This is a genomic window from Vreelandella olivaria (assembly GCF_023507745.1).
GTDB lineage: Bacteria > Pseudomonadota > Gammaproteobacteria > Pseudomonadales > Halomonadaceae > Vreelandella > Vreelandella olivaria_A.
The window spans coordinates 1-21,054 of sequence record NZ_JALPZO010000129.1; the positions used below are offsets into that span (position 1 = coordinate 1).

The 21,054-nt window shown below is 53.4% G+C and carries 23 protein-coding genes; 18 read left to right on the forward strand and 5 right to left on the reverse strand.

The features are described from left to right. The 3 genes from HP566_RS15135 to HP566_RS15145 all read left to right on the forward strand — a co-directional run. Nucleotides 1-218 (forward strand): hypothetical protein (locus HP566_RS15135; RefSeq protein WP_249978111.1); only part of this gene is annotated, 218 nt, incomplete at its 5' end. Then, nucleotides 219-713 (forward strand): hypothetical protein, encoded by a 495-nt coding sequence (locus HP566_RS15140; RefSeq protein ID WP_249978112.1) that lies wholly within the window; start codon nucleotides 219-221, stop codon nucleotides 711-713. It begins immediately after the preceding gene. Further along, nucleotides 697-1,086 (forward strand): hypothetical protein, encoded by a 390-nt coding sequence (locus HP566_RS15145; protein WP_249978113.1) that lies wholly within the window; start codon nucleotides 697-699, stop codon nucleotides 1,084-1,086. The genes HP566_RS15140 and HP566_RS15145 overlap by 17 nt, the downstream gene beginning before the upstream one ends. Nucleotides 1,087-1,353: 267 nt before the next feature. On the opposite strand, the gene HP566_RS15150 is transcribed toward HP566_RS15145, so the two are convergent. Continuing rightward, the gene (locus tag HP566_RS15150) at nucleotides 1,354-1,761 is read right to left on the reverse strand and encodes a CBS domain-containing protein (protein ID WP_249978114.1); all 408 of its coding nucleotides are present in this window, start codon (nucleotides 1,759-1,761) and stop codon (nucleotides 1,354-1,356) included. Between the two features lie 193 nt (nucleotides 1,762-1,954). Between HP566_RS15150 and HP566_RS15155 the strand changes: the two genes are divergently transcribed. The 8 genes from HP566_RS15155 to HP566_RS15190 all read left to right on the forward strand — a co-directional run bounded on the left by HP566_RS15155 (nucleotide 1,955) and on the right by HP566_RS15190 (nucleotide 8,281). Continuing rightward, the gene (locus HP566_RS15155) at nucleotides 1,955-2,542 is read left to right on the forward strand and encodes a YqaE/Pmp3 family membrane protein (RefSeq protein ID WP_249978115.1); all 588 of its coding nucleotides are present in this window, start codon (nucleotides 1,955-1,957) and stop codon (nucleotides 2,540-2,542) included. Between the two features lie 86 nt (nucleotides 2,543-2,628). Next, nucleotides 2,629-3,498: a carboxylate/amino acid/amine transporter gene (locus HP566_RS15160; RefSeq protein WP_249978116.1), complete on the forward strand. Its 870-nt coding sequence runs from the start codon at nucleotides 2,629-2,631 to the stop codon at nucleotides 3,496-3,498. Between the two features lie 120 nt (nucleotides 3,499-3,618). Next, on the forward strand, nucleotides 3,619-4,551 hold the full coding sequence (locus HP566_RS15165) for an NAD(+) kinase (RefSeq protein WP_249978117.1): 933 nt from the start codon (nucleotides 3,619-3,621) through the stop codon (nucleotides 4,549-4,551). 2 nt (nucleotides 4,552-4,553) lie between these two features. Beyond that, nucleotides 4,554-5,540 (forward strand): metallophosphoesterase, encoded by a 987-nt coding sequence (locus tag HP566_RS15170; protein WP_249978118.1) that lies wholly within the window; start codon nucleotides 4,554-4,556, stop codon nucleotides 5,538-5,540. A 241-nt stretch (nucleotides 5,541-5,781) separates the two neighbouring features. Next, the gene (locus HP566_RS15175) at nucleotides 5,782-6,630 is read left to right on the forward strand and encodes a rhomboid family intramembrane serine protease (RefSeq protein ID WP_249978119.1); all 849 of its coding nucleotides are present in this window, start codon (nucleotides 5,782-5,784) and stop codon (nucleotides 6,628-6,630) included. A 15-nt stretch (nucleotides 6,631-6,645) separates the two neighbouring features. Continuing rightward, entirely contained in the window at nucleotides 6,646-6,930 is a 285-nt protein-coding gene (locus HP566_RS15180; protein ID WP_249978120.1) for a YeaC family protein, read from the forward strand. Next, nucleotides 6,914-7,774 (forward strand): DUF2797 domain-containing protein, encoded by an 861-nt coding sequence (locus tag HP566_RS15185; RefSeq protein WP_425348204.1) that lies wholly within the window; start codon nucleotides 6,914-6,916, stop codon nucleotides 7,772-7,774. Before HP566_RS15180 ends, HP566_RS15185 begins: the two co-directional genes overlap by 17 nt. Nucleotides 7,775-7,855: 81 nt before the next feature. Next, nucleotides 7,856-8,281, forward strand: coding sequence for a CopD family protein (locus HP566_RS15190; RefSeq protein WP_249978121.1), 426 nt, complete (start codon nucleotides 7,856-7,858; stop codon nucleotides 8,279-8,281). Nucleotides 8,282-8,317: 36 nt separating this feature from the next. Here HP566_RS15190 and HP566_RS15195 read toward each other — a convergent pair whose 3' ends face one another. Beyond that, on the reverse strand, nucleotides 8,318-8,776 hold the full coding sequence (locus tag HP566_RS15195; RefSeq protein ID WP_249978122.1) for a DUF2231 domain-containing protein: 459 nt from the start codon (nucleotides 8,774-8,776) through the stop codon (nucleotides 8,318-8,320). A gap of 37 nt (nucleotides 8,777-8,813) precedes the next feature. Between HP566_RS15195 and coxB the strand changes: the two genes are divergently transcribed. The 4 genes from coxB to HP566_RS15215 all read left to right on the forward strand — a co-directional run bounded on the left by coxB (nucleotide 8,814) and on the right by HP566_RS15215 (nucleotide 15,031). After that, a complete protein-coding gene (gene coxB, locus HP566_RS15200) occupies nucleotides 8,814-9,875 on the forward strand; it encodes a cytochrome c oxidase subunit II (RefSeq protein WP_249978123.1) in 1,062 nt (353 codons plus the stop codon). Continuing rightward, the gene (gene ctaD, locus HP566_RS15205) at nucleotides 9,872-12,406 is read left to right on the forward strand and encodes a cytochrome c oxidase subunit I (RefSeq protein WP_249978124.1); all 2,535 of its coding nucleotides are present in this window, start codon (nucleotides 9,872-9,874) and stop codon (nucleotides 12,404-12,406) included. The genes coxB and ctaD overlap by 4 nt, the downstream gene beginning before the upstream one ends. A 4-nt stretch (nucleotides 12,407-12,410) precedes the next feature. Further along, nucleotides 12,411-12,767, forward strand: a complete 357-nt coding sequence (locus HP566_RS15210; RefSeq protein ID WP_249978125.1) for a hypothetical protein — start codon at nucleotides 12,411-12,413, stop codon at nucleotides 12,765-12,767. Nucleotides 12,768-12,874: 107 nt separating this feature from the next. Beyond that, nucleotides 12,875-15,031, forward strand: coding sequence for a heavy metal translocating P-type ATPase (locus HP566_RS15215; protein WP_249978140.1), 2,157 nt, complete (start codon nucleotides 12,875-12,877; stop codon nucleotides 15,029-15,031). A gap of 21 nt (nucleotides 15,032-15,052) precedes the next feature. Here the strand turns inward: HP566_RS15215 and HP566_RS15220 are convergent, their stop codons facing one another. Together HP566_RS15220 and HP566_RS15225 are read right to left on the reverse strand one after the other, a co-directional pair. Then, complete coding sequence (locus HP566_RS15220) at nucleotides 15,053-15,352, reverse strand: winged helix-turn-helix domain-containing protein (RefSeq protein ID WP_249978126.1); 300 nt, start codon at nucleotides 15,350-15,352, stop codon at nucleotides 15,053-15,055. 38 nt (nucleotides 15,353-15,390) lie between these two features. After that, nucleotides 15,391-16,473: a PA0069 family radical SAM protein gene (locus tag HP566_RS15225; RefSeq protein WP_249978127.1), complete on the reverse strand. Its 1,083-nt coding sequence runs from the start codon at nucleotides 16,471-16,473 to the stop codon at nucleotides 15,391-15,393. 158 nt (nucleotides 16,474-16,631) lie between these two features. Here HP566_RS15225 and HP566_RS15230 point away from each other — a divergent pair, with 158 nt between their 5' ends. The 3 genes from HP566_RS15230 to HP566_RS15240 all read left to right on the forward strand — a co-directional run bounded on the left by HP566_RS15230 (nucleotide 16,632) and on the right by HP566_RS15240 (nucleotide 18,654). Continuing rightward, nucleotides 16,632-17,363, forward strand: coding sequence for an SDR family oxidoreductase (locus HP566_RS15230; protein WP_249978128.1), 732 nt, complete (start codon nucleotides 16,632-16,634; stop codon nucleotides 17,361-17,363). Between the two features lie 147 nt (nucleotides 17,364-17,510). Then, nucleotides 17,511-18,137, forward strand: coding sequence for a LysE family translocator (locus HP566_RS15235; protein ID WP_249978129.1), 627 nt, complete (start codon nucleotides 17,511-17,513; stop codon nucleotides 18,135-18,137). Nucleotides 18,138-18,171: 34 nt separating this feature from the next. Beyond that, entirely contained in the window at nucleotides 18,172-18,654 is a 483-nt protein-coding gene (locus HP566_RS15240; RefSeq protein ID WP_249978130.1) for a GNAT family N-acetyltransferase, read from the forward strand. A gap of 576 nt (nucleotides 18,655-19,230) precedes the next feature. Here the strand turns inward: HP566_RS15240 and pgi are convergent. Beyond that, a complete protein-coding gene (pgi, locus tag HP566_RS15245) occupies nucleotides 19,231-20,895 on the reverse strand; it encodes a glucose-6-phosphate isomerase (RefSeq protein WP_249978131.1) in 1,665 nt (554 codons plus the stop codon). Nucleotides 20,896-21,054: the final 159 nt, after the last annotated feature.

Sequence of the window (21,054 nt, forward strand, 5' to 3'; positions counted from 1 at the left end):
CCTTTTCCTTATGGAGAATGACCGGATATGGCTTTAACATATTATTCAGGAAAAACCGGTTTGTGCAGCGTTTTTATATGAAAGGCAAGCCGGAGTTGATCGATCAGGCGCCCGTGGGGCTAACGCGTCTGTTGGTATGGCTCTATACCTCGTGGATGCTATGCGGCATTTTTGTGATAGCTATAGGTAGCGCCGGTATGCTGTTTGGGGTTTGGTAGGTGTTGCAGCAGCGTACGGCAGTGCACGGCCTGCGCACCGCGACGCAAGGCTTCCGCCAGTTCGAGATACCCACGGTGTCCGAAGCGATCAATCGCATATCGGCGGTGACAGCGCTTACCTCGGCTGCCTCGGTGGTTGGTGTTAGTCTTGATCTTCAAGATACACGAGGAAAGGTTGAACAAGCCTGTATGACCGGCCGGGAGCGTGAATGCAGGGAGGCACAAATCGTCGAATACACAGCACTCACCTTCCGGACGGCAAGTGCTGCACTTGGAGGCCCTGCGGTTGGTCGAGCGCTGTCTGGACCAGCCACGCGGCTTTGTATAGGGCTTCGAGTAACACCAAAAGGTGCTATAGCCTGTAGTCTCGTGGCGGTTGGCGGGGGTGTCGTTGCGGCAGAAAGCGCTGGTGACCGAGCAGGCCGAGTGGCTGGACAAGTGATTTTAGATATTTCTGATGTTTTCAACGGAGAGGCTGATGATGCATCCTATTGAAGCCACTTTCGGCATCATCTCTCTCATTACCATGTTTCCCGGTGCCGCAATACTTGTCGTCGCAACAATAGTATCTCTATTCAAAATTTATGAAGCAGACCGCTATTATGGTGTGGGACGTATGGCTGAGAAGCCTTTCTTCCATTTAAAAGGACTGCCGTTTTCTTTATGGCGCATGACTGAATATAGCTGGCTATTACTTGAAATTCGTACTCGCTATGGACAGCGGCGCTATGCTAGAGAGTTGGAGTTAATTTCTGATAATCCACCGCCAAAGAGCCTAGAGCGGCTATTACTTTGGCTCTATGCCTCTTGGTCCATTCTCGTTGCCATTGGCCTGTTTTCTGGTGGCGTACTTGTGCTGTTTTTCTAGTTATGGGAAATACTATTACGCGTCTTTCTTTATATGTACTTGGGGCCGAAAACTCGAGATACCCACGGTGTCCGCGGCGATAACGCGCGTGGGGCTGGCCGCCAAACTCACCAGTATCGGCAGCGCCGAGGGGGTTGGGCTGGACACCTACGCGACTCATGACAGTATCGCCGAGGCGTGTGCCACAGGGCGCGAGGAAGAGTGCCGACGTATCCAATATGTCGAGTATGGAAAGGATCGCGGGGCGCCCTGCATACCAGCTAACACTCAATGGCGGCGGATGGTCAGCAGGGCGATTAAAATGTCCCTTCGGGTCACAATGCCTACCAATCTATGTTGTTCAATGACCGGGTAAATTTTTGGTTTGGCGCCCAGCATCTCCTGGGCCAGGTCCGAGATGCTCTTATTAGGTGTTGTGGTTACCACCTCCTGGCGCATGAGTTCCCGCACCAGCGGTGCTTCATCATCATGGTAAATACTATCCATTACGCGACCTAATACATCCTGCTCGGATATGAAGCCTATCAAGCGGTCTGAAGCGTCCACCACTGGCGCCCCAGGCAGGCGGTGAAGTGCTAATCCTTGTGCCAGGTTAGTGATGGATGTTTCCGGTGATACACGGTAGCAGTCACGGGACATAATGTCGCGAACGGTATCTGGGGTCTTCTTGTTCATGATGGCTCTCCTTCATACACGCTAGTCGGCCCATGAGGGGAAGGTCTGTCGCCAGCCGGTTTATTGGCAGTTAGGAAACAAAATAGGGTTGGCGCCTTTCTTACTGTAGGAGATTTAACTAGCTCTGTGTTGCCCCCATAACGTGGGCATTCAACGTTTTGCTTCGCTTTTATATCGTTACAAGGAGTCTTAAATGGACGCGCGTGAATATCTCAACCGCCAGGGCGTTGCCCAGGGCCACGACCCCGAGCGTCCCAATACCCTGGAAGAGAAAGCATGGGAACGCGCTCGTGGGGCGGGAAGCCAGCGCCCAAAGTCGGGTACCCCTCACGACTGGGAGGATTGGGAGCGCCATCATGATGATCTGGCAGACGGTGCTGATGCCCTGGAGCAGAAAATTGATAAGGAGGCGCATCGCAAAGCGCTTGAAGCAGCACAGCAGAAGGTATTGGCGAAAGGACTGGAGAAAGAAGAGCGAACTCCATCACAGCAGTCTGAGGGTGTGGTGGAATACTTTACCCCACCGGTACGGCCACTACTGGGAGCCACCTTTTCCAGGGTGAGTCCAACCGTTAACGAGGAGTCGGTCGTGCACGACCAGCCCCTCTCCGAGCCTGCCTCGCTAAAGGTGGCTTATGGTGCATTGGCTGTGCTGCTGCCCCCACTGGCGGTCGGGTTGACCAAGGGTGAATTAAAGCGCGTTGTGACCAGTTTTGCCTTAACGCTGTTTGGGTGGGTGCCGGGTGTCGTTTATGCGTTTTGGTGGTTGAACAAACGTTAACCTGTCCATTGGGTCTGAAAGCCATTGGCAGAGGCCATTAAGTCGGTATAATCTCGGTCAACTTTGCTGGTTGCATGGGGTTTACGATGGGCTATCTTGTTGGTGTGACGGTGCTTTGGGCGTTTTCGTTCTCTTTGATTGGTGTTTATTTGGCAGGGCAGGTGGATAGCTATTTTGCTGTGCTGCTAAGGGTTACCCTGGCCATGCTGGTATTTTTGCCTTTCTTACGCCCCAGTTTGCTGCGTGGCAAGCAGCGCTTGGCATTAATGGCTCTTGGTGCCGTGCAGTTAGGTATTATGTACACCTTCTTCTACCAATCATTTTTGCTGCTGTCGGTACCCGAAGTTTTACTCTTTACCATTTTCACACCTGTCTATATTGCCCTGCTGGATGATCTGATGTTTGGACGTTTTACGCCCATCTATCTGGTGACAGCACTGTTGGCTGTGCTGGGCGCAGGGGTTATTCGCTATGACGGTGTTGATAGTGGCTTTTGGTTAGGTTTTTTAGTGGTGCAGGGGGCTAACCTCTGTTTCGCTATTGGTCAGGTAGGCTATCGGCGCTTAGCTGCAGATTTACCCCCTACCTTGCCCTGGCATAACATATTTGGCTGGTTTTTTGTGGGGGCGATGGTCATTGCGCTGCCGGCTTTCCTGCTGTTTGGCAATACAGCAGCACTACCCACCACATCGCTGCAGTGGGGTGTACTGGCTTGGCTGGGGCTGGTAGCGTCGGGCTTGGGTTACTTTGCCTGGAACCAGGGGGCAACCAAGGTCGACGCGGGAACCCTGGCGATCATGAACAATGCTTTGATACCCGCCGGTTTGGTGGTGAACCTGGTAATTTGGAATCGCGATGCTGATATCGCCCGCCTGGTGTTGGGGGCTGCCATTATGGCGACGTCCTTGTGGCTTAATCACTGGTGGCTAAGGCGCCGTGCGATATCTGTAGCATGATATTTGTCATGCTATTGTGTGCCCCAGCAGCCTAAGTTGTGTTAATGCTTATGCTGGGCTTATTTGCTCGATACCGTCCGACTCTCCATAATACGGGGCTGATGCTAGCGAGAGTCGTCCATGCCTAACACTCCATCGTCAAATACTGCACCAGAGAGTCCTCCGCGCAGTAATAAACCTTTCAAAACGATCGGTTTAATCGGCCGTCTGGGAAGCGATAAAGTGGTCGATTCGTTAACGCGATTGGTAAGCTATCTGGTTGGCCACGACTATAAGGTGCTGATTGAAGACCGCACGGCAACGGCGGTACCCGGCCACGGCCAGCCAGAAGCCAGTCGCCGCATGTTGGGTGAGCTTTGCGATCTCGTCATTGTGATTGGCGGCGATGGGAGTCTGTTAGGCGCTGCCAGGACGCTCTGCCGCAGCGGCACCTTGATTTTGGGTGTGAACCGCGGCCGCCTGGGCTTTCTGACCGATATTTCACCGGATGAGTTGGAAAGCCGGGTGGGTGAAGTTCTGGCCGGCGAGTTTGAGATTGAAGAGCGCTTTTTGCTGGATGCGGTGCTCTACCGCAATGGAGTGGCAGTAGGTAGTGGCGACGCCCTGAATGAAGTGGTTGTGCACCCAGGCAAGGCGGTGCGCATGATTGAGTTTGAACTGTTTATTGATGGGCAATTTGTCTATAGCCAGCGTAGCGACGGCCTGATCATTGCCACCCCCACCGGCTCCACCGCTTATGCGTTATCAGGAGGGGGCCCCATTATGCACCCCAAGCTGGATGTGATAACACTGGTACCCATGTTTCCTCATACGCTCTCCAGCCGACCTATCGTGATTGATGCGGCGAGTGAAATACGCATCCATATTGGTGAAACCAATCAAACCTATCCCCATATAAGTTGTGATGGACAAACCCGTGCTGTTGCCAAGCCTGACGATGTCCTGGTCATTAAGCGCAAGCCCGAGCGGGTTCAGCTTGTACACCCGATTGGGCATAACTTTTATGAAGTATTGCGCAGCAAACTTGGCTGGAGCCATCGGCTAGGGGATTAAGTATGGAAGGGTACGACTTAATTGGCGATGTCCATGGCTGTGGCGCCACATTGGCGGCATTGTTAGAGAAACTGGGCTATCACCAGCGCAGCGGGGTATACCGTCATCCACGGCGAAAAGTTATTTTTCTTGGTGATCTGATTGATCGTGGGCCACGTATTCGATTGGCGGTAACAATAGCCAGACGAATGGTGGAAGAGGGCGAAGCGTATATCGTGATGGGTAACCACGAATATAATGCACTTGCCTATACCCATCCCGCGCCGCCGGGTAGCAGAAAGCGCTGGTTACGTGAACACACGCCCAGGCATAACCGGATTATTGAAGACACGTTGGCCCAGTATCGCGACTACACCAGCGAGTGGGAAGATACACTGGCCTGGTTTAGAACGATTCCCCTGTGTTTGGAGTTGGATGGTATTCGGGTAGTGCATGCCTGCTGGGATGAGGCGTTGATCCGTCAGCTAAAACAGCGTGCTCCAGATGCTTGTATGGACAGCCACTTTTTGATTGAGTCCACCGACCCTTCCACCCAGGCGTTTCGCATTCTGGACCGTTTAACCCGGGGTAGCCATATACCGCTGCCTGAAGGCGTGGCGATTCACTCGGGTGATGGTTTTACCCGGCAAAGTTTTCGTGCCCATTTTTGGTCATCTAATCCTCAGCGGTGGGGGGATGTGGTTTTTCAGCCCGACAATCTGCCGGGTAACCTGGAAGCCAGAGGCCTCACGCCCCAGGAGCGACAGCTGCTGAGCTACTATGGCCCGGACCAGCCGCCGTTGTTTATTGGCCACTATTGGTGTGAAGGTATTCCTGCGCTGCCTGCCCATAATATCGCCTGCCTGGACTACAGCGCGGTAAAATATGGGCGTTTAGTGGCGTATCGCTGGAGTGGTGAAAAACAGTTGAATGCCGATCATTTTGTATGGATTCAAGTGCCTAAAGAGGAGCGCGCGCTTCCTAAACCCTGGGAAATTGATTTTGATTAACCCATGGTATCTTTGGATACATATAGTTACATATTTTTTGCAAAACTGCTGAACTAACCCTGTTGTCGGCTATCAGAGTAAGTGTTCCCTTGAATGATCCCTTGCTTTGATCCGGCGGCCCCCTCCGCCGGATTTTTTTGTTTGTGCGATAGCGAAATGACGAATGCAGACGCCTGTGCTGAGCTTATGTTGGTTCAGTTCAGATGTTTGAAGTAATTAAAACGTAAGAAAGGGAGGTGCCATGCATCCAGTAACGCTGTTACCCGCGGGCGCAGATACTACCGAACTGCGCAAGGCATTGTGGCACTACCGCATTGGCCATCGCATCACCGATGAAGCCGATGGTCAATTGCTATGGGTGGCAGACCCACGCCAACATGCAGAGTTAAAAATGCTGTTAGTCCGCTGGGAACGCGGCGAACCGCTTATCATTGATCAGCCCCAGCAGCGTACTCCAACGACACAAAGTCTGCCCGCAACACTGCGTCGTGTGCCGGTGACAGCGTTGATGATTGGCATCAGTTTACTCGTGTTCGCATTGATGGGCCTGCTCGGTGACTTATTAGTGGTGGCGTTGACCATCGTGCCCGTAGGAGTAGCGGGGGGGCAGCTGGTATACGGTAGCCTTGGTGATACCCTCGCCGCTGGCCAGGTATGGCGGTTGCTATCTCCAGCGTTTCTCCATTTTGGTTGGATGCACCTGATTTTTAACCTGATGTGGGTGTGGTACTTCGGACGCCAAATTGAGCAGCTTCAGGGCAGCCGCACCATGCTACTGCTGTTAGTGGTCGCCGGTATTGGCGCTAATCTGGCCCAGTATGTGACAGGAACCGTGCTGTTTGGTGGGATGTCGGGAGTGGTTTACGCCATGTTGGCCCATGTTTGGCTAATGTCCAGACGGGTACCTGGAAGCGGGTTCTTTGTCCCCCAAATGCTTGTCGTATTTATGCTGGGGTGGATGGTATTCACCATGACGGATCTGGCGGGTAGTGTCGGGTTTGGCAATGTGGCCAATGAGGCGCATCTAGGTGGGCTTCTCGTGGGGCTGGTAACGGGCTGGTATTATTCATCTAAACGGATCAAGCGCTGAGCGAGGAAGCTGGCAATGAGCGATATGACCTTTGATCGTATGATCAACCAAATGACGCCTGCAATTTATGAGAGCCTGAAGCAGGCCGTCTCGCTGCGTAAATGGCCGGATGGTCGGCGTCTGACGCCCGAGCAGACAGAGCTGTGTCTGGAAGCAGTGATGCGCTATGAGGTTGAAAATAACGTTCCTGAGGAGAGCCGTGTAGGTTACCTTGAGAGACGTACCTGCGGGGCTGGCGCTACAGGTGCCGGTGTTTCCCCTGAAATGGCGGGCCTGGCCCGGGATGCAACACGTGGCTGATAGTGCTTCTCAAAGGCCGGTTGCTCAAGGCTGTTTAAGTAAAATGGCAGCGGCTCTCCCTTCCCGCCCAGAAAGTAATGTGATTTATCATTTACGTGCGGGGGAGCAGCGTGTTCCGCTTAATGAACGCATAGGCGAGCAATTAAACCTAACCTGGACCGGCGCTATAGCGTGTACCCACTGTGGTCGGGCGACGAAAAAAAGCTTTGCCCAGGGCTATTGTTACCCCTGTTTTAAGCGTCTGGCCCAGTGTGACACCTGTATCATGAAGCCGGAAACCTGCCACTACCACCAAGGCACCTGCCGTGAACCGGAGTGGGGAGAAAAGCACTGCTTTCAACCCCATATTGTCTATCTGGCGAACTCATCAGGGTTAAAAGTAGGGATTACGCGTAAAACGCAAATGCCCACCCGCTGGCTGGACCAGGGAGCCATTCAGGCCTTGCCGATACTTGAAGTGGATACGCGCCAACTGTCTGGCTTTGTGGAAGTGCTGTTTAAAGAGCAGGTCGCGGATCGCACCAACTGGCGAGCGATGCTCAAAGGTGAGGTGGCGGCGTTGGATTTAGAGGCTGAACGCGACCGACTCCTGCAACAGTTGGCCAATGGGTTGGTGCAGTTACGCGAACTGCATGGTGCTGACGCAATTCGTACACTACATGAGCAACCCATGGACTTTCACTATCCCGTTGATACCTTTCCCAATAAGGTGGTGTCCCATAACTTCGACAAAAAGCCCCAGGTTGAAGGTGTGCTTCAAGGTGTAAAAGGGCAGTATCTTATATTTGATACAGGTGTGATAAATCTCAGAAAATTCACAGGCTACGAGATTATGGTTAGTTAAACGGCTAGCCAGAAAGCCTTGAGTTGGCTAAGGTTAGGGGAGTGAAATCCCCATTGCCGTAAGCAACGCAAGGAAGCCTCAATGCCTTGGCTAAAAGTGCTTCACATCGCCGCACTGGTTATCTGGTGCGGTGCTCTTTTGTATTTACCGGCCCTGTTAAACCATGCTTTGCAGCTACGCAAAGATGCTGGTTTTGCCCAGGGTACACCGCCTATGCCGAGGTTTTTCTATAACTCTATTGCCACTCCCGCGGCGTTAGCCGCGATAGCATCTGGTACGTTGCTGTTTCTATTGCATGGCCTCTTGGGTGGTTGGCTAATTCTAAAACTGGGTGCGGTCGTTTTAATGGTGGTTGCTCATGGCTGCCTTGGCTGGCTTGTTTTGCGCTTGGAAATGGGGATTTATAGAGGTGTAAAAACCGCCACGCTACTGGCTTTTCTACTGGCGGTGGCGGGAATTTTGAGTGTGCTCGGGTTGGTACTGGCTAAGCCGTTGGACTGGAGCTAAGCACTGATGGAACCTCCCGTTGAGCAGGCTGTGTCATTAATCGACATCAACGCCCACCGCGTGTTCGTAAACCAATTGGCCGCCGAGCCAGCCCGCCAGGGCTATCAAACCGGCGGTCACCAGCGAAATGGCAAGCCCCCAGGGCAAAATGGCGCTGGGTTCATTCAAGCGCAACAACCAGTTAAGCGATGCCAGAGAAAGCATGACGACAGCCACAATGGCGTGGCTCCAGCCCGTAATCAGGCGTCGAATACGGGCAACGGTCACCAGGTCAATAATACCTGCGACGGAGGCAATCCAGCCGCCAAAAGCACCAACACCGGCCAACCAGAGCCCACTGCGCAGCCAGAATGGATCGCTGGTGTACCAGTAAGCCAGGTCGCTGGCTACCAGCGCCATCAAGGCAGCAACGGGAAAGTGGATCATCACGGGGTGAAGTGGGTGGCCAGCCAAAGACGCTCGGCTGCGTATCGATCGTTGAGGGGTTTGAGCCATGGTCACTTCCTGTGGGCAGACAAAGGGGAAATAGCAAATGAGGGAACGCGCTAGCTATATGGCCTCGCCTAATATTCAACGCGTATCACACCAGTGGGTCAACCAAATTGCGCCGCTCTTTGTGTTGGTTGCCACCACCGTGTTGGTTGGGTGTGCAGGTGATAAATCTATTTTAGACCCCGCAGGGCAAGCTGCACGGGATGTTCGCCTGATTTGGTGGATTATGTTGAGTTTTGCCTCGGTGGTGTTCACTGCGGTGATAGCACTCTGGCTCTACGCGTTTAAGCGTAAGCCTGTAGAGCGTACCCCCGCCGAGGAGCGGCGTATTGCCCGCCGCTGGATTCTTGGTGGAGGGATTATTCTTCCGGTCTCCAGTATTGCTGCACTTCTTGCGTTTGGCGTTCCTGCCGGACAGCGGATGATGCCTGTGCCGCTGGATAACGCACCAGAGGTCATTGAGGTGATCGGCCACCAGTGGTGGTGGGAGGTGCGTTATCCCAATGCGGAAGGAGGCGAGGTCGTTACCGCCAACCAGATTGTGATGCCAGCAGGAGAACCGGTTGATTTCCATGTGAGTTCTGCGGATGTTGTGCACGCTTTTTGGATACCTCGCCTGGGAGGCAAGATCGACATGCTGCCAGGCCGCGTGAATCGCATCAGGCTGGAAGCTGATGAGCCCGGTACTCTGGTCGCGCAAAGTGCGGAGTTCAGTGGGGTGGGCTATGCCCATATGAGCTTTCCCGTCGAGGTATTACCACGCGATGAATTCGATACCTGGCTGAGTGCCCGTCAGCCGGAGCAGCTTGCTGATTTGGCCTCCCAGGGCAACAGCAATGCGCTAGCCGCCTTTCAGGAAAGCTGCGCAAGTTGCCACCGGGTGGCGGGCCTTTCCGACAGTGGGGAGGGACCTGACTTGTCCGATGTAGGGGGGCGTGCCGCTCTTGGCGCGGGCGTCTTGCCTATGCAGACTGGTGCGATTACCTACTGGCTAACACACCATCAAACGCTTAAACCCGGCAACAGGATGCCTGCCCATGATGATATGGATGATGCCACTCTTGAAACACTGGGTAATTGGTTGGAGGGCTTGAATCCATGACGACCATTAATCGCCAGGCAACCCCCCAGGATCCACAAGGCCCACAGGGGTTACATGATGATCTGCATGAAATTTGGGGAAACCCGCGCGGCTTAAAAGCCCTTACCATCGTTAACCACACTACGCTGGGGCTGAGGTTCATGGTCACTGGCATGGTGTTTTTCCTGATTGGCGGCATTCTGGCCATGTTGGTGCGTACCCAACTGGCAATGCCCGACCAGGATTTCATGAGCCCTGAGATCTATAACCAGGTCTTCACCATGCATGGCACGGTGATGATGTTCCTGTTCGCCATCCCGATGCTGGAGGGGCTGGCGATCTATATGATCCCCAAAATGATTGGTACGCGGGATCTGGTGTGCCCCCGGCTGACCTCACTGGGTTACTTCTGTTATCTCTTCGGCGGTATTATCCTAACCTCCAGTCTGATTCTGGAAATGGCTCCGGCCAGTGGCTGGTTTATGTATACGCCGCTAAGCAGCAGTGAGTATGCTCCGGACCTTGGCTCAGATTTTTGGCTGTTAGGCATTACCTTTGTTGAAATCTCGGCACTCTCGGCGGGCGTGGAGCTGGTGGTTTCGATACTGCGGACTCGCACACAGGGCATGGCGCTGCATAAGATGCCATTGTTCGCCTGGTACATTCTGGCCATGGCGTTAATGATTGTAGTGGGTTTCCCGCCACTGATTTTAGGCAGTGTACTGCTTGAGCTTGAACGCGCCGTGGGAATGCCGTTTTTTGAAGTGGCTGGGGGCGGTGACCCTGTGTTGTGGCAGCATCTTTTCTGGCTGTTTGGGCACCCTGAGGTTTACATCATTTTCCTGCCTGCTGCTGGCATCGTTTCAACACTGATTCCCGTATTTGCTGGTCGACCCATCGTTGGCTATGGCTGGGTTGTTTTTGCCATTATCACCACCGGTTTTATCAGTTTTGGGCTATGGGTTCATCACATGTTTACCGTGGGAATTCCCCAACTGGCCCAGGCATTTTTCTCGGCGGCAAGTATGTTGGTGGCTGTGCCAACGGCAATTCAGGTGTTCGTATGGCTTGCCACGTTATGGCTTGGCAAGCCAAAAATGAAACTTCCCATGCTCTGGATCGTTGGGTTTCTCGTCATCTTTGTGTGTGGTGGTTTAACCGGCGTTATGCTGGCGCTGGTGCCCTTTAACTGGCAGGTGCACGACACACATTTCGTGGTGGCGCATATGCACTATGTGCTGGTGGGGGGGATGTTCTTCCCGCTTATGGCGGGTCTTTACTACTGGCTACCGCTTTTCTCTGGTCGCATGCCCTCAGAAACCATTGGTAAATGGGGTTTCTGGCTAACCTTTATCGGTTTTAATGCGACGTTTTTGATCATGCACTGGACTGGGCTGCTAGGGATGCCCCGGCGTGTCTATACCTACGATACCGGCATGGGATGGGATATTTATAATCTGCTTTCATCAGTAGGGGGCTTTATTATGTCAGCAGGTATCGCCATGGTGCTGATTGATATTGCCTTGCATTTCCGCTATGGCAAACCCGCTAAGCACAACCCATGGAATGCTGACACCCTTGAGTGGGCCAACAGCATGCCGCCCAGCGCTTATAACTACGTCAGCCTACCCACTATCGAAACGCGTCACCCTCTGTGGGATAACCCTGATCTGCCTCGCACTATGGCGGAAGGCCAGCACGGGCTGGCGGTGGCCACCCATGGGCGTCGTGAATTGTGGGGCACGGACCCGCTAACGGGTAAATTGCGTGAAACCATTCACCTGCCGGGTAACTCCTGGTGGCCCTTGTTTGCTTCGCTCGCATTGGCGGTGGTGTGTATCAGCCTGTTGGTTCGCTGGTATCCATTGGCTGGTATTGCGGTGATTGTCGCTGGCGTTTTTCTGTTGCGTTGGTCATGGGAGAATGGTGCACACCCCAAGGCAGCGCCTGACGCCAAGGTAATGCCCGGTGACCCCCCGCTTCATTCCAGAACCATGGATGGGCCAGGGTTATGGACCATGTCCGTCTTCCTGATTGCCAACGGTTCGTTTTTCCTTTCCTACTTATTTGGCTGGTTTTATCTGTGGACGGTCTCGCCCGAGTGGAGCATGCCTGAGACTTCACCGCTTTCCCTTGTGGTGCTGGTTGGGGCAGGCATAGCCACCATAGCGGGTATGGGGGTGATGGAAAAACTGGTTAGCGGGTTACGGCAACAGCGCGATGCTGGGCTGGCCGTTGGGCTATATATTGCCAGTGGGCTGGGGGCTCTTCAGGTGCTGCTGATTGGCTGGGTGCTCTATAGTGCCAATCTGGCCGTGACAGAAACTGCGCATGATGCGGTGATTCTGGTCGGCCTTATCTATGCCCTGTTCCATGGTGGTTTAGCCGCGGTATTATCCCTTTTGCAGGGGCTTAGAGTGGGCTATGGGTATGTAGGAGCCCATGCGCCCTTTGAGCCTGCGGTCGTTGCTCAGTTATGGCGCTTTAACGTGGTTACCTTCTGGGTGCTGATCGGTGCGCTAGCGGTTCTTCCCCGTGTTATAGGAGGCTGAGCACATGCTATCGCTAATGGAGCGCTTGCGTCTGACGCACCCGATACACTTTGTGATTGGTTTAACGCTTTGGTCTATCTGGTTTGTGGTGGTGTACGGCGGGCAGGCGGTCGCCTGTGAAGTGGCCCCGCCAATGCCTGAGCAAGGTGTTTTTAACCTACTGAATGGATGGCTGCTCATTGTTAGTATCCTGGCAATGGCTGTATTGGTGGCGCTAACCTGGGGGTGTTGCCAAATAGCAAATCGCCATCAGGGCAGGCTGCGCTTCAATGCTGCTGTTTCGGCCGGGCTATATCTGTTTTCTGCGCTGAGTGTAGTGTTTGTTGCGTTACCCATCGTGGGAGTGCCGCCTTGCCTGTAAATTGGCGTCTGGTGGGTAGCGCCTTGGCGAGTAGCCCCAATGCGGATGAGGTCGGCCCTGAAGGCCATCATCCAGTGGCAGAAGCGCCACTCTACTCCCTGCATGGGATGTGGTGCACCAGTTGCGCTTTGGCGGTAGAGGGCACACTGAAGCGGTTGCCTGGAATAACTGAGGTTAGTGTCCACTATCCGACAGCAACCGTATGGGTTAAAGGTGCGCCAGAAGCTACCCAGCTTGATGCTCTGGCACCTAAAGTGGCGCGTATTGGCTATCGCCTAACGGAGCTGGAAGCTGTTCAGGATGCCCATACCCGCCTGGAACAAGAGAGCCGATACCTTACATTGCGCCTAATCATTGGGGCAGTGTTTGGCATGTGGACAATGCTGGCATCGCTGCTGATCTATGCGGGGGCGCTGCCTACCGCTCAAATAGAGAGTGTTTTGGCGTGGGTCTCGGGAGCCTTTGCACTGCCAGTGGTGTGTTATGCAGGCCTGCCGTTTTATCGGGCGGGGTGGCGAACACTGCTCGCCAAGCGTCCTGGCATGGATGTACTGGTCAGTTTGGGCGTAGTGGGGGCAGTGGTAGTGTCGGTTGGACTATTATGGCGCGGCTCGGTAGAGGTTTACTTTGATACCGCTGTCATGCTGATTGTCCTGCTGTTAATGGGCCGGTTAGTGGAAACACTGTGTCGGCAGCGGGGGTTAAAAGCCTTTGAAACGCTGGCACTACCCAGTTCCAGTGTGACTGTCGTTCAGGGTAGCCAGCGCATAACACTGCCTGTTGAAGAGGTTGGCCTGGACGCACTGGTGGATGTGAATTCGGGCGCTATCATCCCTCTGGATGGCACGCTGGAAACACCCGGCTGGATCGATACGGCGACGCTTTCTGGAGAGAGTGTACCGCGCTACTTTACCGCCGGACAGCGGGTTTACGCAGGCTGCCGGTATGTTGGTGGGTCGTCGGGTGCTGCTGCTCTGACACTTAAGGTGACGGCGCCTGTGGGGCAGCGCCGTGTGGATAAACTTTGCGAGCAAATGCGACGTTTCCAGGCCCAAAAGGGCGAGTTACAAACGATTGCTGAGCGGTTCGCCGCATGGTTAAGTCCTGCGGCTCTGGTACTTGCCCTGTTAACGTGGCCAGTGGCACTGTTATTCGGCGTAGAGTGGGATGAAGCCAGCGTCCGGGCGCTTTCCGTGCTGGTGGTGGCCTGCCCCTGTGCTGTAGGGCTGGCAGTGCCGCTGGCGAGCTTGGCGGGAAGTGGTCAGGCTATTCAGCAGGGGGTGGCCCTGCGAGATCCATCGGCCCTGGAAGTAGTGGCTAAGATACGCTCCATTGCGTTTGATAAAACCGGCACCTTAACTGCGGGTCAGCATCGTGTGCTCCACGCTATTTTGCGAGCGGGCATTGACGAACATGCTTTCCAGCAACAGCTCTTCGTTGCCACCCATCAAAGTGAGCACCCCCTGGCTAGTGGGTTGCGACACTGGGCTAACGTTGACGGTAGCCGCCAATGGGATAGCCTGGCACAACTGGAAGAGACGCCTGGGGCAGGGCAACATATCACCTTCGTTAATGGTGAGCAGTGGTGGCTGGGTAACGTTATCTGGCTGACACAGCAGGGAATGGTAATACCTGACAGCGCTCAGGACGACACCTACTCTTTTGCCTCGCAAGTAGCGATTGCTGACCAGCATGGCTGGCTGGCAACCCTCTATTTAGCCGATCAACCTGTTAACGATGCTGCCACCACTCTTCAGCAGCTTAATGCCTCTGGCTATGTAGTGGCAATGATTAGCGGGGACCGTCAAGGCCCGGTTCGCTGGTTAGGCCAACAGATTGGGCTAGCAAAAGAAGCGTGTTATGCCCAACGCTCGCCAGAGGCTAAAGCGAAGCTGCTAGCGGCGCTGCCATCGCCCACACTTTATGTGGGCGATGGCGTGAACGACACGCTCAGCCTGGCGGCTGCAGATGTAGGTATCGCTCCCATTCAGGCAAACGAAGCGGCTCGTGAAGGTGCTGCCGCTCAGTTGCTTACTCCTGGGGTCGAAGGGGTAGTACGACTGCTGGCGCTTGCCAAACGCACCCGGAGAGTCATGGTGCAAAATCTTGTGCTTTCAGCGCTCTACAATACGTTGGCGCTGGGGGTGGTAGTCGTTATGGCGATACCACCACTCGTCGCTGTACTGGCTATGGCCGCCAGTTCGCTAAGCGTCACCCTAAACTCGGCAAGGCTGATGTGGCATGAGCCTGATAGTCGCGTTTAAGCGTCGCAGATCAGCAAAAACCTAGCGATACCCCAGTGCCTCGCCTAACCGATCCGCATTAGCTGCCACCCAGTTCGGATCAATTGCACCCCAGCTGTGTAGGGTGTAGTGGCCGATATTATGGCTCTCACCCTCGGCTTTCTCGAAGTTACATACAATATCCAGCTCGGCTAGCGAGGCAATCGTATCCTGGGCGGTGCGCCGAGGCATCCCGGTCGCCTCCATTAATGCAGGCACGCTAGCGGTGCCTTGTTCAATCAAGTGCGCCACATATAAGCGGCGATAAAAGCTTGATTTGGTTTTGCTTAGCGGCGTGGGCATTAACGGTTCCTTTAACGGGGCAATAGTTTTGTGACAGTCTAATAAAATAAATCCCCCTGTGCCCGCGGTGGCTGAAAATCACGCGTATTCAGCCCTTGCTCAGTACGTGGCTGCAATTTCCACTGGCGGCATGCGCGATTAAAACGCTGAGCTATGAGTTCAGCAAAAACACCTTCACCACGAAAACGTTTACCAAATTGCCCATCATAGTTTTTTCCACCCCGGCACTGGCGAATCAGGCTCATCACCCTGGCAGCCCGTTCGGGATAGTGGGCTTCCAGCCACGCCTCAAACAGCGGCGCAACCTCATGGGGTAGTCGTAGTAACATCCAGGTAGCCGTACGTGCCCCCGCACGACTGGCTACTTCCAGAATGCGCTCAATTTCGTGGTCGGTTAAGCCTGGTATAATGGGAGATACCAGCGTACCAACGGGAATACCCACCGTGTTCAGTTCCCTGATCACCTTTAACCGTGCCTGGGGAGACGCCGCCCGGGGTTCCAGCGTACGCTTTAAGTTGGCATCCAGGCTAGTGAGGCTAACAAACACCCGGACCAGACGGTGTTCAGCCATTTCTGTCAGCAAATCCAGATCGCGAAGCACGAGGGTACTTTTGGTAACCAGTGTGACGGGGTGCCTGCAGGCCAGTAGCAACTCCAATACGCGGCGGGTGGTTTGATACCTGGCTTCTAATGGCTGATAGCAATCGGTATTGCCGGAAAGGTTGATGGGCCTGCACACATAGCGGGGATGACAAAGCTCCTCTTTAAGCCGTTCCACCAAACCGCTACGGGCAATAAGCTTGGTTTCGAAATCCAGCCCCGGCGATAAATCCCAATAAGCATGGGAGGGCCGTGCATAACAGTAAACACAACCATGCTCACAGCCGCGATAGGGATTTAGCGAGCGATCAAAGGGTAAGTCTGGGGAGTGGTTCCAGGAAAGAGCACTTTTACTTGGCTCTTCACGGACCTCTGTGGCCAGAGTGGTCGATGTTTCCTCCTGCCACCAGCCATCATCTTCGGCCACGCTGTGAGTGGGTGCAAAGCGGTTATGTGGATCATAGGTCGCGCCACGGCCTTTATAAGCAAGTGGCGCTGAAGGGCGGCTAAGAGATGCCATGTTTCCACCTGTTTAGTGGTTTTATATACAGTATATATGCTGTTGGCAGAAAGCAACAGGCCGTAAGCCCAGTACTGACAGCGGGCATGAGAAGGCTACCCATAGCTGCTCAGTAGAGGTGGTAATGAAACGTCAATAGACCCTAGCCAGGAGGTGGTATGTCTAAGGTGGTGATTGTGACAGGCGGAAGCCGAGGGATTGGGGCGGCAACATCACTGCTGCTGGGTGCCAAAGGTTATGCGGTATGTGTTAATTATCGCGCTAATCGAGAATGCGCTGAGAAAGTGGTTGCAACCATTATGCAAAACGGAGGTAATGCATTTGCCTGCCAGGCGGATGTCAGTCGTGAGGCTGATGTTATCAATCTGTTTGATGCAACAGAAGAGCGCCTGGGTAGCGTGACGCATTTGGTTAACAATGCTGGCGTGCTGTTTGCTCAATCCAGGTTGGCGGACATTGATCTTGAGCGCTTCAACAGAGTGCTAAAGAGCAATGTTATAAGCTGTTTCTTATGCTCAAAAGAGGCGATCAAGCGTTTGCAGCCAGGCAGTGCCATCGTTAACGTGTCATCCCGTGCAGCACAAACAGGCTCGCCTTTTGAATATATTGACTATGCAGCGTCAAAAGGTGCCATGGACAGCCTGACCAAAGGATTGTCCATCGAAGTGGCTGCCTCAGGCATACGCGTTAACGCCGTCCGCCCAGGGTTTATCTATACCGATATGCATGCTGATGGTGGCGAGCCAGGACGGGTTGATCGGTTAGCGCCCCAGATTCCCATGCAGCGTGGCGGCAGTGCTGATGAGGTGGCGCATACTATTGCCTGGCTGCTGTCGGAGGAAGCCTCCTATGTCACCGGGGCGTTTATTGATGTGGCTGGTGGGCGATGATATCCCCTATGGTTATCTGACCATCGTGCTACTAAGCATATATTTAATGGCTGGGTCCAGGTCTATAGGTAAGCTCTACAAGAAAATAAAGTATGCTGGTAGTGGCTTATAAACGTCGGTAAATACCTACTGTGGTGGTGATGACTTATGTCTATAGAAGTTTGGCTTGCCTTTGCCGCTGCTTCAGCGGCGCTACTGGTGATTCCCGGGCCGACCATTTTAACGGTGATTAGTTATTCCCTTGCCCAAGGGCGGCGAGCAAACATGCCTTTAGTGGTGGCTGTGACGTTGGGCGATTCGACTGCGCTGGCTGTTTCGCTACTTGGCCTTGGAGCTGTGTTAGCAACATCTGCATTCTGGTTTACGGTGATTAAGTGGATTGGGGGACTGTATTTACTTTATATGGGGCTCAAGCTGCTACGGACGGGATTTGCTGTCACTGAGGTTTCAGCCCCTGCTGTTTCACGCTCACGCTGGAAACTATTCGCTAATACTTATTTGGTTACGGCGCTTAACCCAAAAGGTATGGTGTTTTTCATTGCATTTTTACCTCAGTTTATCAATCCTCGTGCAGATGCTGGCGCTCAGCTGTGGATACTCGCAGCCACCTTTGTAGGCCTGGCGGCACTCAATGCCTCCTTGTACGCGGTATTCGCCGCATCGGCGCGTAAATTACTTACCTCTCCACGCGCTCAGCGCCGTTTTAACTTTGCCGGGGGAGCGCTGCTATCGTCAGCAGGTGTATGGGCATTACTGGCTAAGCGCCCGGTTTAAAAAACAGCTAAAACAGCAGGGAGTAGGGTAGGACATGGAAAATATTGTAATCGCGGATTTAACATCCTCTTTTCACGCCGAGGCAGTGGTTTCTTTGTTAAATGATTACGCCAAAGATAAAATGGGAGGAGCTTCTGAGCTTTCAGATTTTGTGAAAAGCAATTTGGTTTCAGAGCTTGAGAAACGACCGTATATGTTTGCGGTTCTCGCCTTTGTACAAAATGAACCCGCCGGGCTCGCGATATGCGTTGAGGGGTTTTCAAGTTTTGCATGCAGGCCTCTGATTAATATTCATGATCTGTTTGTTTCCAGTAAATATCGAGGTCGCAAGCTGTCGCAAAAGCTCCTTGCTAAAGCGGAGGAAGTGGCCAAAGAGAGAAAATGCTGCAAGCTGACCTTAGAAGTTCTGGAAGGCAATAAAGTTGCTCAGAGTGCTTACCTCTCATTCGGTTTTGAAGGGTATGAATTAGATCCCGAGATAGGTAAAGCGCTCTTCTGGCAGAAAAAGCTGCTTTAACAAGCGGCTGGCTACCCTTGTGTAAACACTCGTACGCCTTGGCTTTTCAGCCAAGGTGTGCTGGCCGTTGGAGTAGAGATGGCCCAGTCGTGGCTCATTTTTTCAAAGCGCTGGGTGTCATTAGTGAAGTAACTACGAATGCGGCCATTGGCTGTTATGTTGTCAAGCAGTCGTTTCAGTGCCTGCCAGTCACCAGGTAGCCGCTTTTTTACACTGTTTCTAACGTTAGGTTTTGACGTTTGCGGGTTTGACGAATGAGTTGGCCGAGGCGTTCAGCGGACTCAATGGCGTGCAGTTTTGCCTCTGTCAATGTGGCTGAGGTAGGCATTCCATACTCCAGCTTTCCCTATAAGGAAAAATTAAAGGGTATACCCGCTACATTAGCTTATTTTTCCCAATAGGGAAAATAGGGCATATAACGAGCAATAAAAGCAGTTTCTATCCCAATAGGGAAAAAGGGACGGACTGGCTTTGCTGGAGATTTGCTCCACTTCGTCAACCCAGTGGGCAAGTTAAGTATAGAAGAGGCACTCTCACGATAGTGAGGGTGACCACTCTGATATGATATTCTTTAACTTAGTGTTTCTTGCGTGTCGGCGGTTTGACTCCACTTTGCTTAGCGTTTTCCGCTTTGTGCGAATTATCGATGAAGTGCGCGCGTACCAGTTTCAGCAGGCCTTGGGTGGAGGCATCAAAGTCGGCGGCGTTGGCGTCGATCCGTTCGCTGATTTCACCGGCAATGCGTTTGCCAAGCTGCACCCCCCACTGGTCGAAGGAATTGATGTTCCAGATAACCCCTTGAACGAACACCTTATGTTCGTAGAGTGCGATCAGTGCACCCAGGTTTTTCGGCGTTAATTCATCCAGCAGCAGGGTGCTGGAAGGGCGGTTGCCAGGGCAACTGTAGGGGTCCAACTGGCTCAGTTCCTTGCTGTCGCCCTGACTGCCTTCCATAAAGGCGTTGGCTTGGGCCAGCATGTTGGTTAATAAGGCGAAGTGGTGATCTTCCACGCCGGGTTCCGGCTTTAGTGAGGCGATGAAATCGATAGGCACATAGCGGGTGCCCTGGTGGAGCAGCTGGAAGAAGGCGTGCTGGCCGTTAGAGCCAGTTTGCCCCCACACTATTGGGCCGGTTTTATAGTTGACTGGGTGGCCGAAAATATCCACTGACTTGCCGTTGGACTCCATATCCAGCTGCTGCAGAAAGGAGGGCAGTTGGTTCAGTGCTTGGTCGTAGGGCACGATGGCCTGGGTTTCCGCGCCGATAAAGTTGATGTACCAAATGCCGATCAGTGCCATCAGCACCGGCATATTTTGCGCAAAGGGCGCTTCAATAAAGTGGCGATCCATTTCATGGGCGCCCTCCAGCAACTCTATAAAGCCTTCAAAGCCAATGGAAAGTGCAATAGGCAGGCCAATAGAGGACCACATGGAGTAGCGACCGCCCACCCAGGCCCAGAATTCGAATACGTTCTCTTCGCGAATGCCGAATTCCATCGCCGCCTTGCGGTTGGTGGAGGCAGCAATAAAGTGCGCACCTACGTCGGCATCCTGGCCAGCGTTTTCCACAAACCAGCGCCGGGCGGTTTTGGCGTTAAGCAGCGTCTCCTGAGTGGAAAAGGTTTTAGTGGAAACGATAAACAGCGTGGTAGCCGGGTCCAGGCGGGAAAGCACTTTCTGAATATGGGTGCCGTCCACGTTGGAGACGAAGTGGAAGTGCAGATCCGGGTGGCGGTATTTGAGTAGGGCACGCACTGCCATGTTGGGACCAAGGTCCGAACCGCCAATCCCAATATTCACCACGTCTTTGATGCGTTGGCCGCTATAACCTTTCCACTCACCACTGCGCACCGCTTCTGAAAACAGCTTAATCTGCTCGCGAGTACGGTTGATTTCCGGCATGACATCTTCACCATCCACATATACCGGCTCATCGCCAAGGTTACGCAAGGCGGTGTGTAGTACCGGCCGGTTTTCCGTCACATTGATAATGTCGCCGGAAAACATCTGGGCGCGGCGCTGTACCAGTGCGGAGTGGTCGGCCAGTTCGATCAGTTTGGCCAGTACCTCATCGGATACCTGATGCTTGGAGTAATCCAGGAATAAGCCGCCCACCCGCAGGCTCATTTTTTCAAAGCGCTGGGGGTCATTGGTGAAGTAATCACGAATGCGCTCATTGGCAGTTTTGTCGCGCAGGCGTTCCAGTGCCTGCCAGGTTACGCTGCGGGTAAGTTGAAACATAGAGGGCGGTTCCATTGTTGTTGAGTGGTAGAGCTGGCGGCGGAAAATAGCCGTTATATTATGTATGTAAAAATACTACATAAAACCAGGATTGAGGCAACTATTAACCTGGGATGTAGGAGAAGTGGGTAATAAAACAGCAGGTTGAAAGTATGTAGT

What these genes read in the sequence shown, in the direction of transcription:
- HP566_RS15145 (WP_249978113.1), top strand. Translation starts at nt 697, where the DNA reads ATGATGCATCCTATTGAAGCCACTTTCGGCATCATCTCTCTCATTACC.
- HP566_RS15150 (WP_249978114.1), bottom strand. Translation starts at nt 1,761, where the DNA reads ATGAACAAGAAGACCCCAGATACCGTTCGCGACATTATGTCCCGTGAC.
- HP566_RS15155 (WP_249978115.1), top strand. Translation starts at nt 1,955, where the DNA reads ATGGACGCGCGTGAATATCTCAACCGCCAGGGCGTTGCCCAGGGCCAC.
- HP566_RS15160 (WP_249978116.1), top strand. Translation starts at nt 2,629, where the DNA reads ATGGGCTATCTTGTTGGTGTGACGGTGCTTTGGGCGTTTTCGTTCTCT.
- HP566_RS15165 (WP_249978117.1), top strand. Translation starts at nt 3,619, where the DNA reads ATGCCTAACACTCCATCGTCAAATACTGCACCAGAGAGTCCTCCGCGC.
- HP566_RS15170 (WP_249978118.1), top strand. Translation starts at nt 4,554, where the DNA reads ATGGAAGGGTACGACTTAATTGGCGATGTCCATGGCTGTGGCGCCACA.
- HP566_RS15175 (WP_249978119.1), top strand. Translation starts at nt 5,782, where the DNA reads ATGCATCCAGTAACGCTGTTACCCGCGGGCGCAGATACTACCGAACTG.
- HP566_RS15180 (WP_249978120.1), top strand. Translation starts at nt 6,646, where the DNA reads ATGAGCGATATGACCTTTGATCGTATGATCAACCAAATGACGCCTGCA.
- HP566_RS15185 (WP_425348204.1), top strand. Translation starts at nt 6,914, where the DNA reads ATGCAACACGTGGCTGATAGTGCTTCTCAAAGGCCGGTTGCTCAAGGC.
- HP566_RS15190 (WP_249978121.1), top strand. Translation starts at nt 7,856, where the DNA reads ATGCCTTGGCTAAAAGTGCTTCACATCGCCGCACTGGTTATCTGGTGC.
- HP566_RS15195 (WP_249978122.1), bottom strand. Translation starts at nt 8,776, where the DNA reads ATGGCTCAAACCCCTCAACGATCGATACGCAGCCGAGCGTCTTTGGCT.
- coxB (WP_249978123.1), top strand. Translation starts at nt 8,814, where the DNA reads ATGAGGGAACGCGCTAGCTATATGGCCTCGCCTAATATTCAACGCGTA.
- ctaD (WP_249978124.1), top strand. Translation starts at nt 9,872, where the DNA reads ATGACGACCATTAATCGCCAGGCAACCCCCCAGGATCCACAAGGCCCA.
- HP566_RS15210 (WP_249978125.1), top strand. Translation starts at nt 12,411, where the DNA reads ATGCTATCGCTAATGGAGCGCTTGCGTCTGACGCACCCGATACACTTT.
- HP566_RS15215 (WP_249978140.1), top strand. Translation starts at nt 12,875, where the DNA reads ATGTGGTGCACCAGTTGCGCTTTGGCGGTAGAGGGCACACTGAAGCGG.
- HP566_RS15220 (WP_249978126.1), bottom strand. Translation starts at nt 15,352, where the DNA reads ATGCCCACGCCGCTAAGCAAAACCAAATCAAGCTTTTATCGCCGCTTA.
- HP566_RS15225 (WP_249978127.1), bottom strand. Translation starts at nt 16,473, where the DNA reads ATGGCATCTCTTAGCCGCCCTTCAGCGCCACTTGCTTATAAAGGCCGT.
- HP566_RS15230 (WP_249978128.1), top strand. Translation starts at nt 16,632, where the DNA reads ATGTCTAAGGTGGTGATTGTGACAGGCGGAAGCCGAGGGATTGGGGCG.
- HP566_RS15235 (WP_249978129.1), top strand. Translation starts at nt 17,511, where the DNA reads ATGTCTATAGAAGTTTGGCTTGCCTTTGCCGCTGCTTCAGCGGCGCTA.
- HP566_RS15240 (WP_249978130.1), top strand. Translation starts at nt 18,172, where the DNA reads ATGGAAAATATTGTAATCGCGGATTTAACATCCTCTTTTCACGCCGAG.
- pgi (WP_249978131.1), bottom strand. Translation starts at nt 20,895, where the DNA reads ATGTTTCAACTTACCCGCAGCGTAACCTGGCAGGCACTGGAACGCCTG.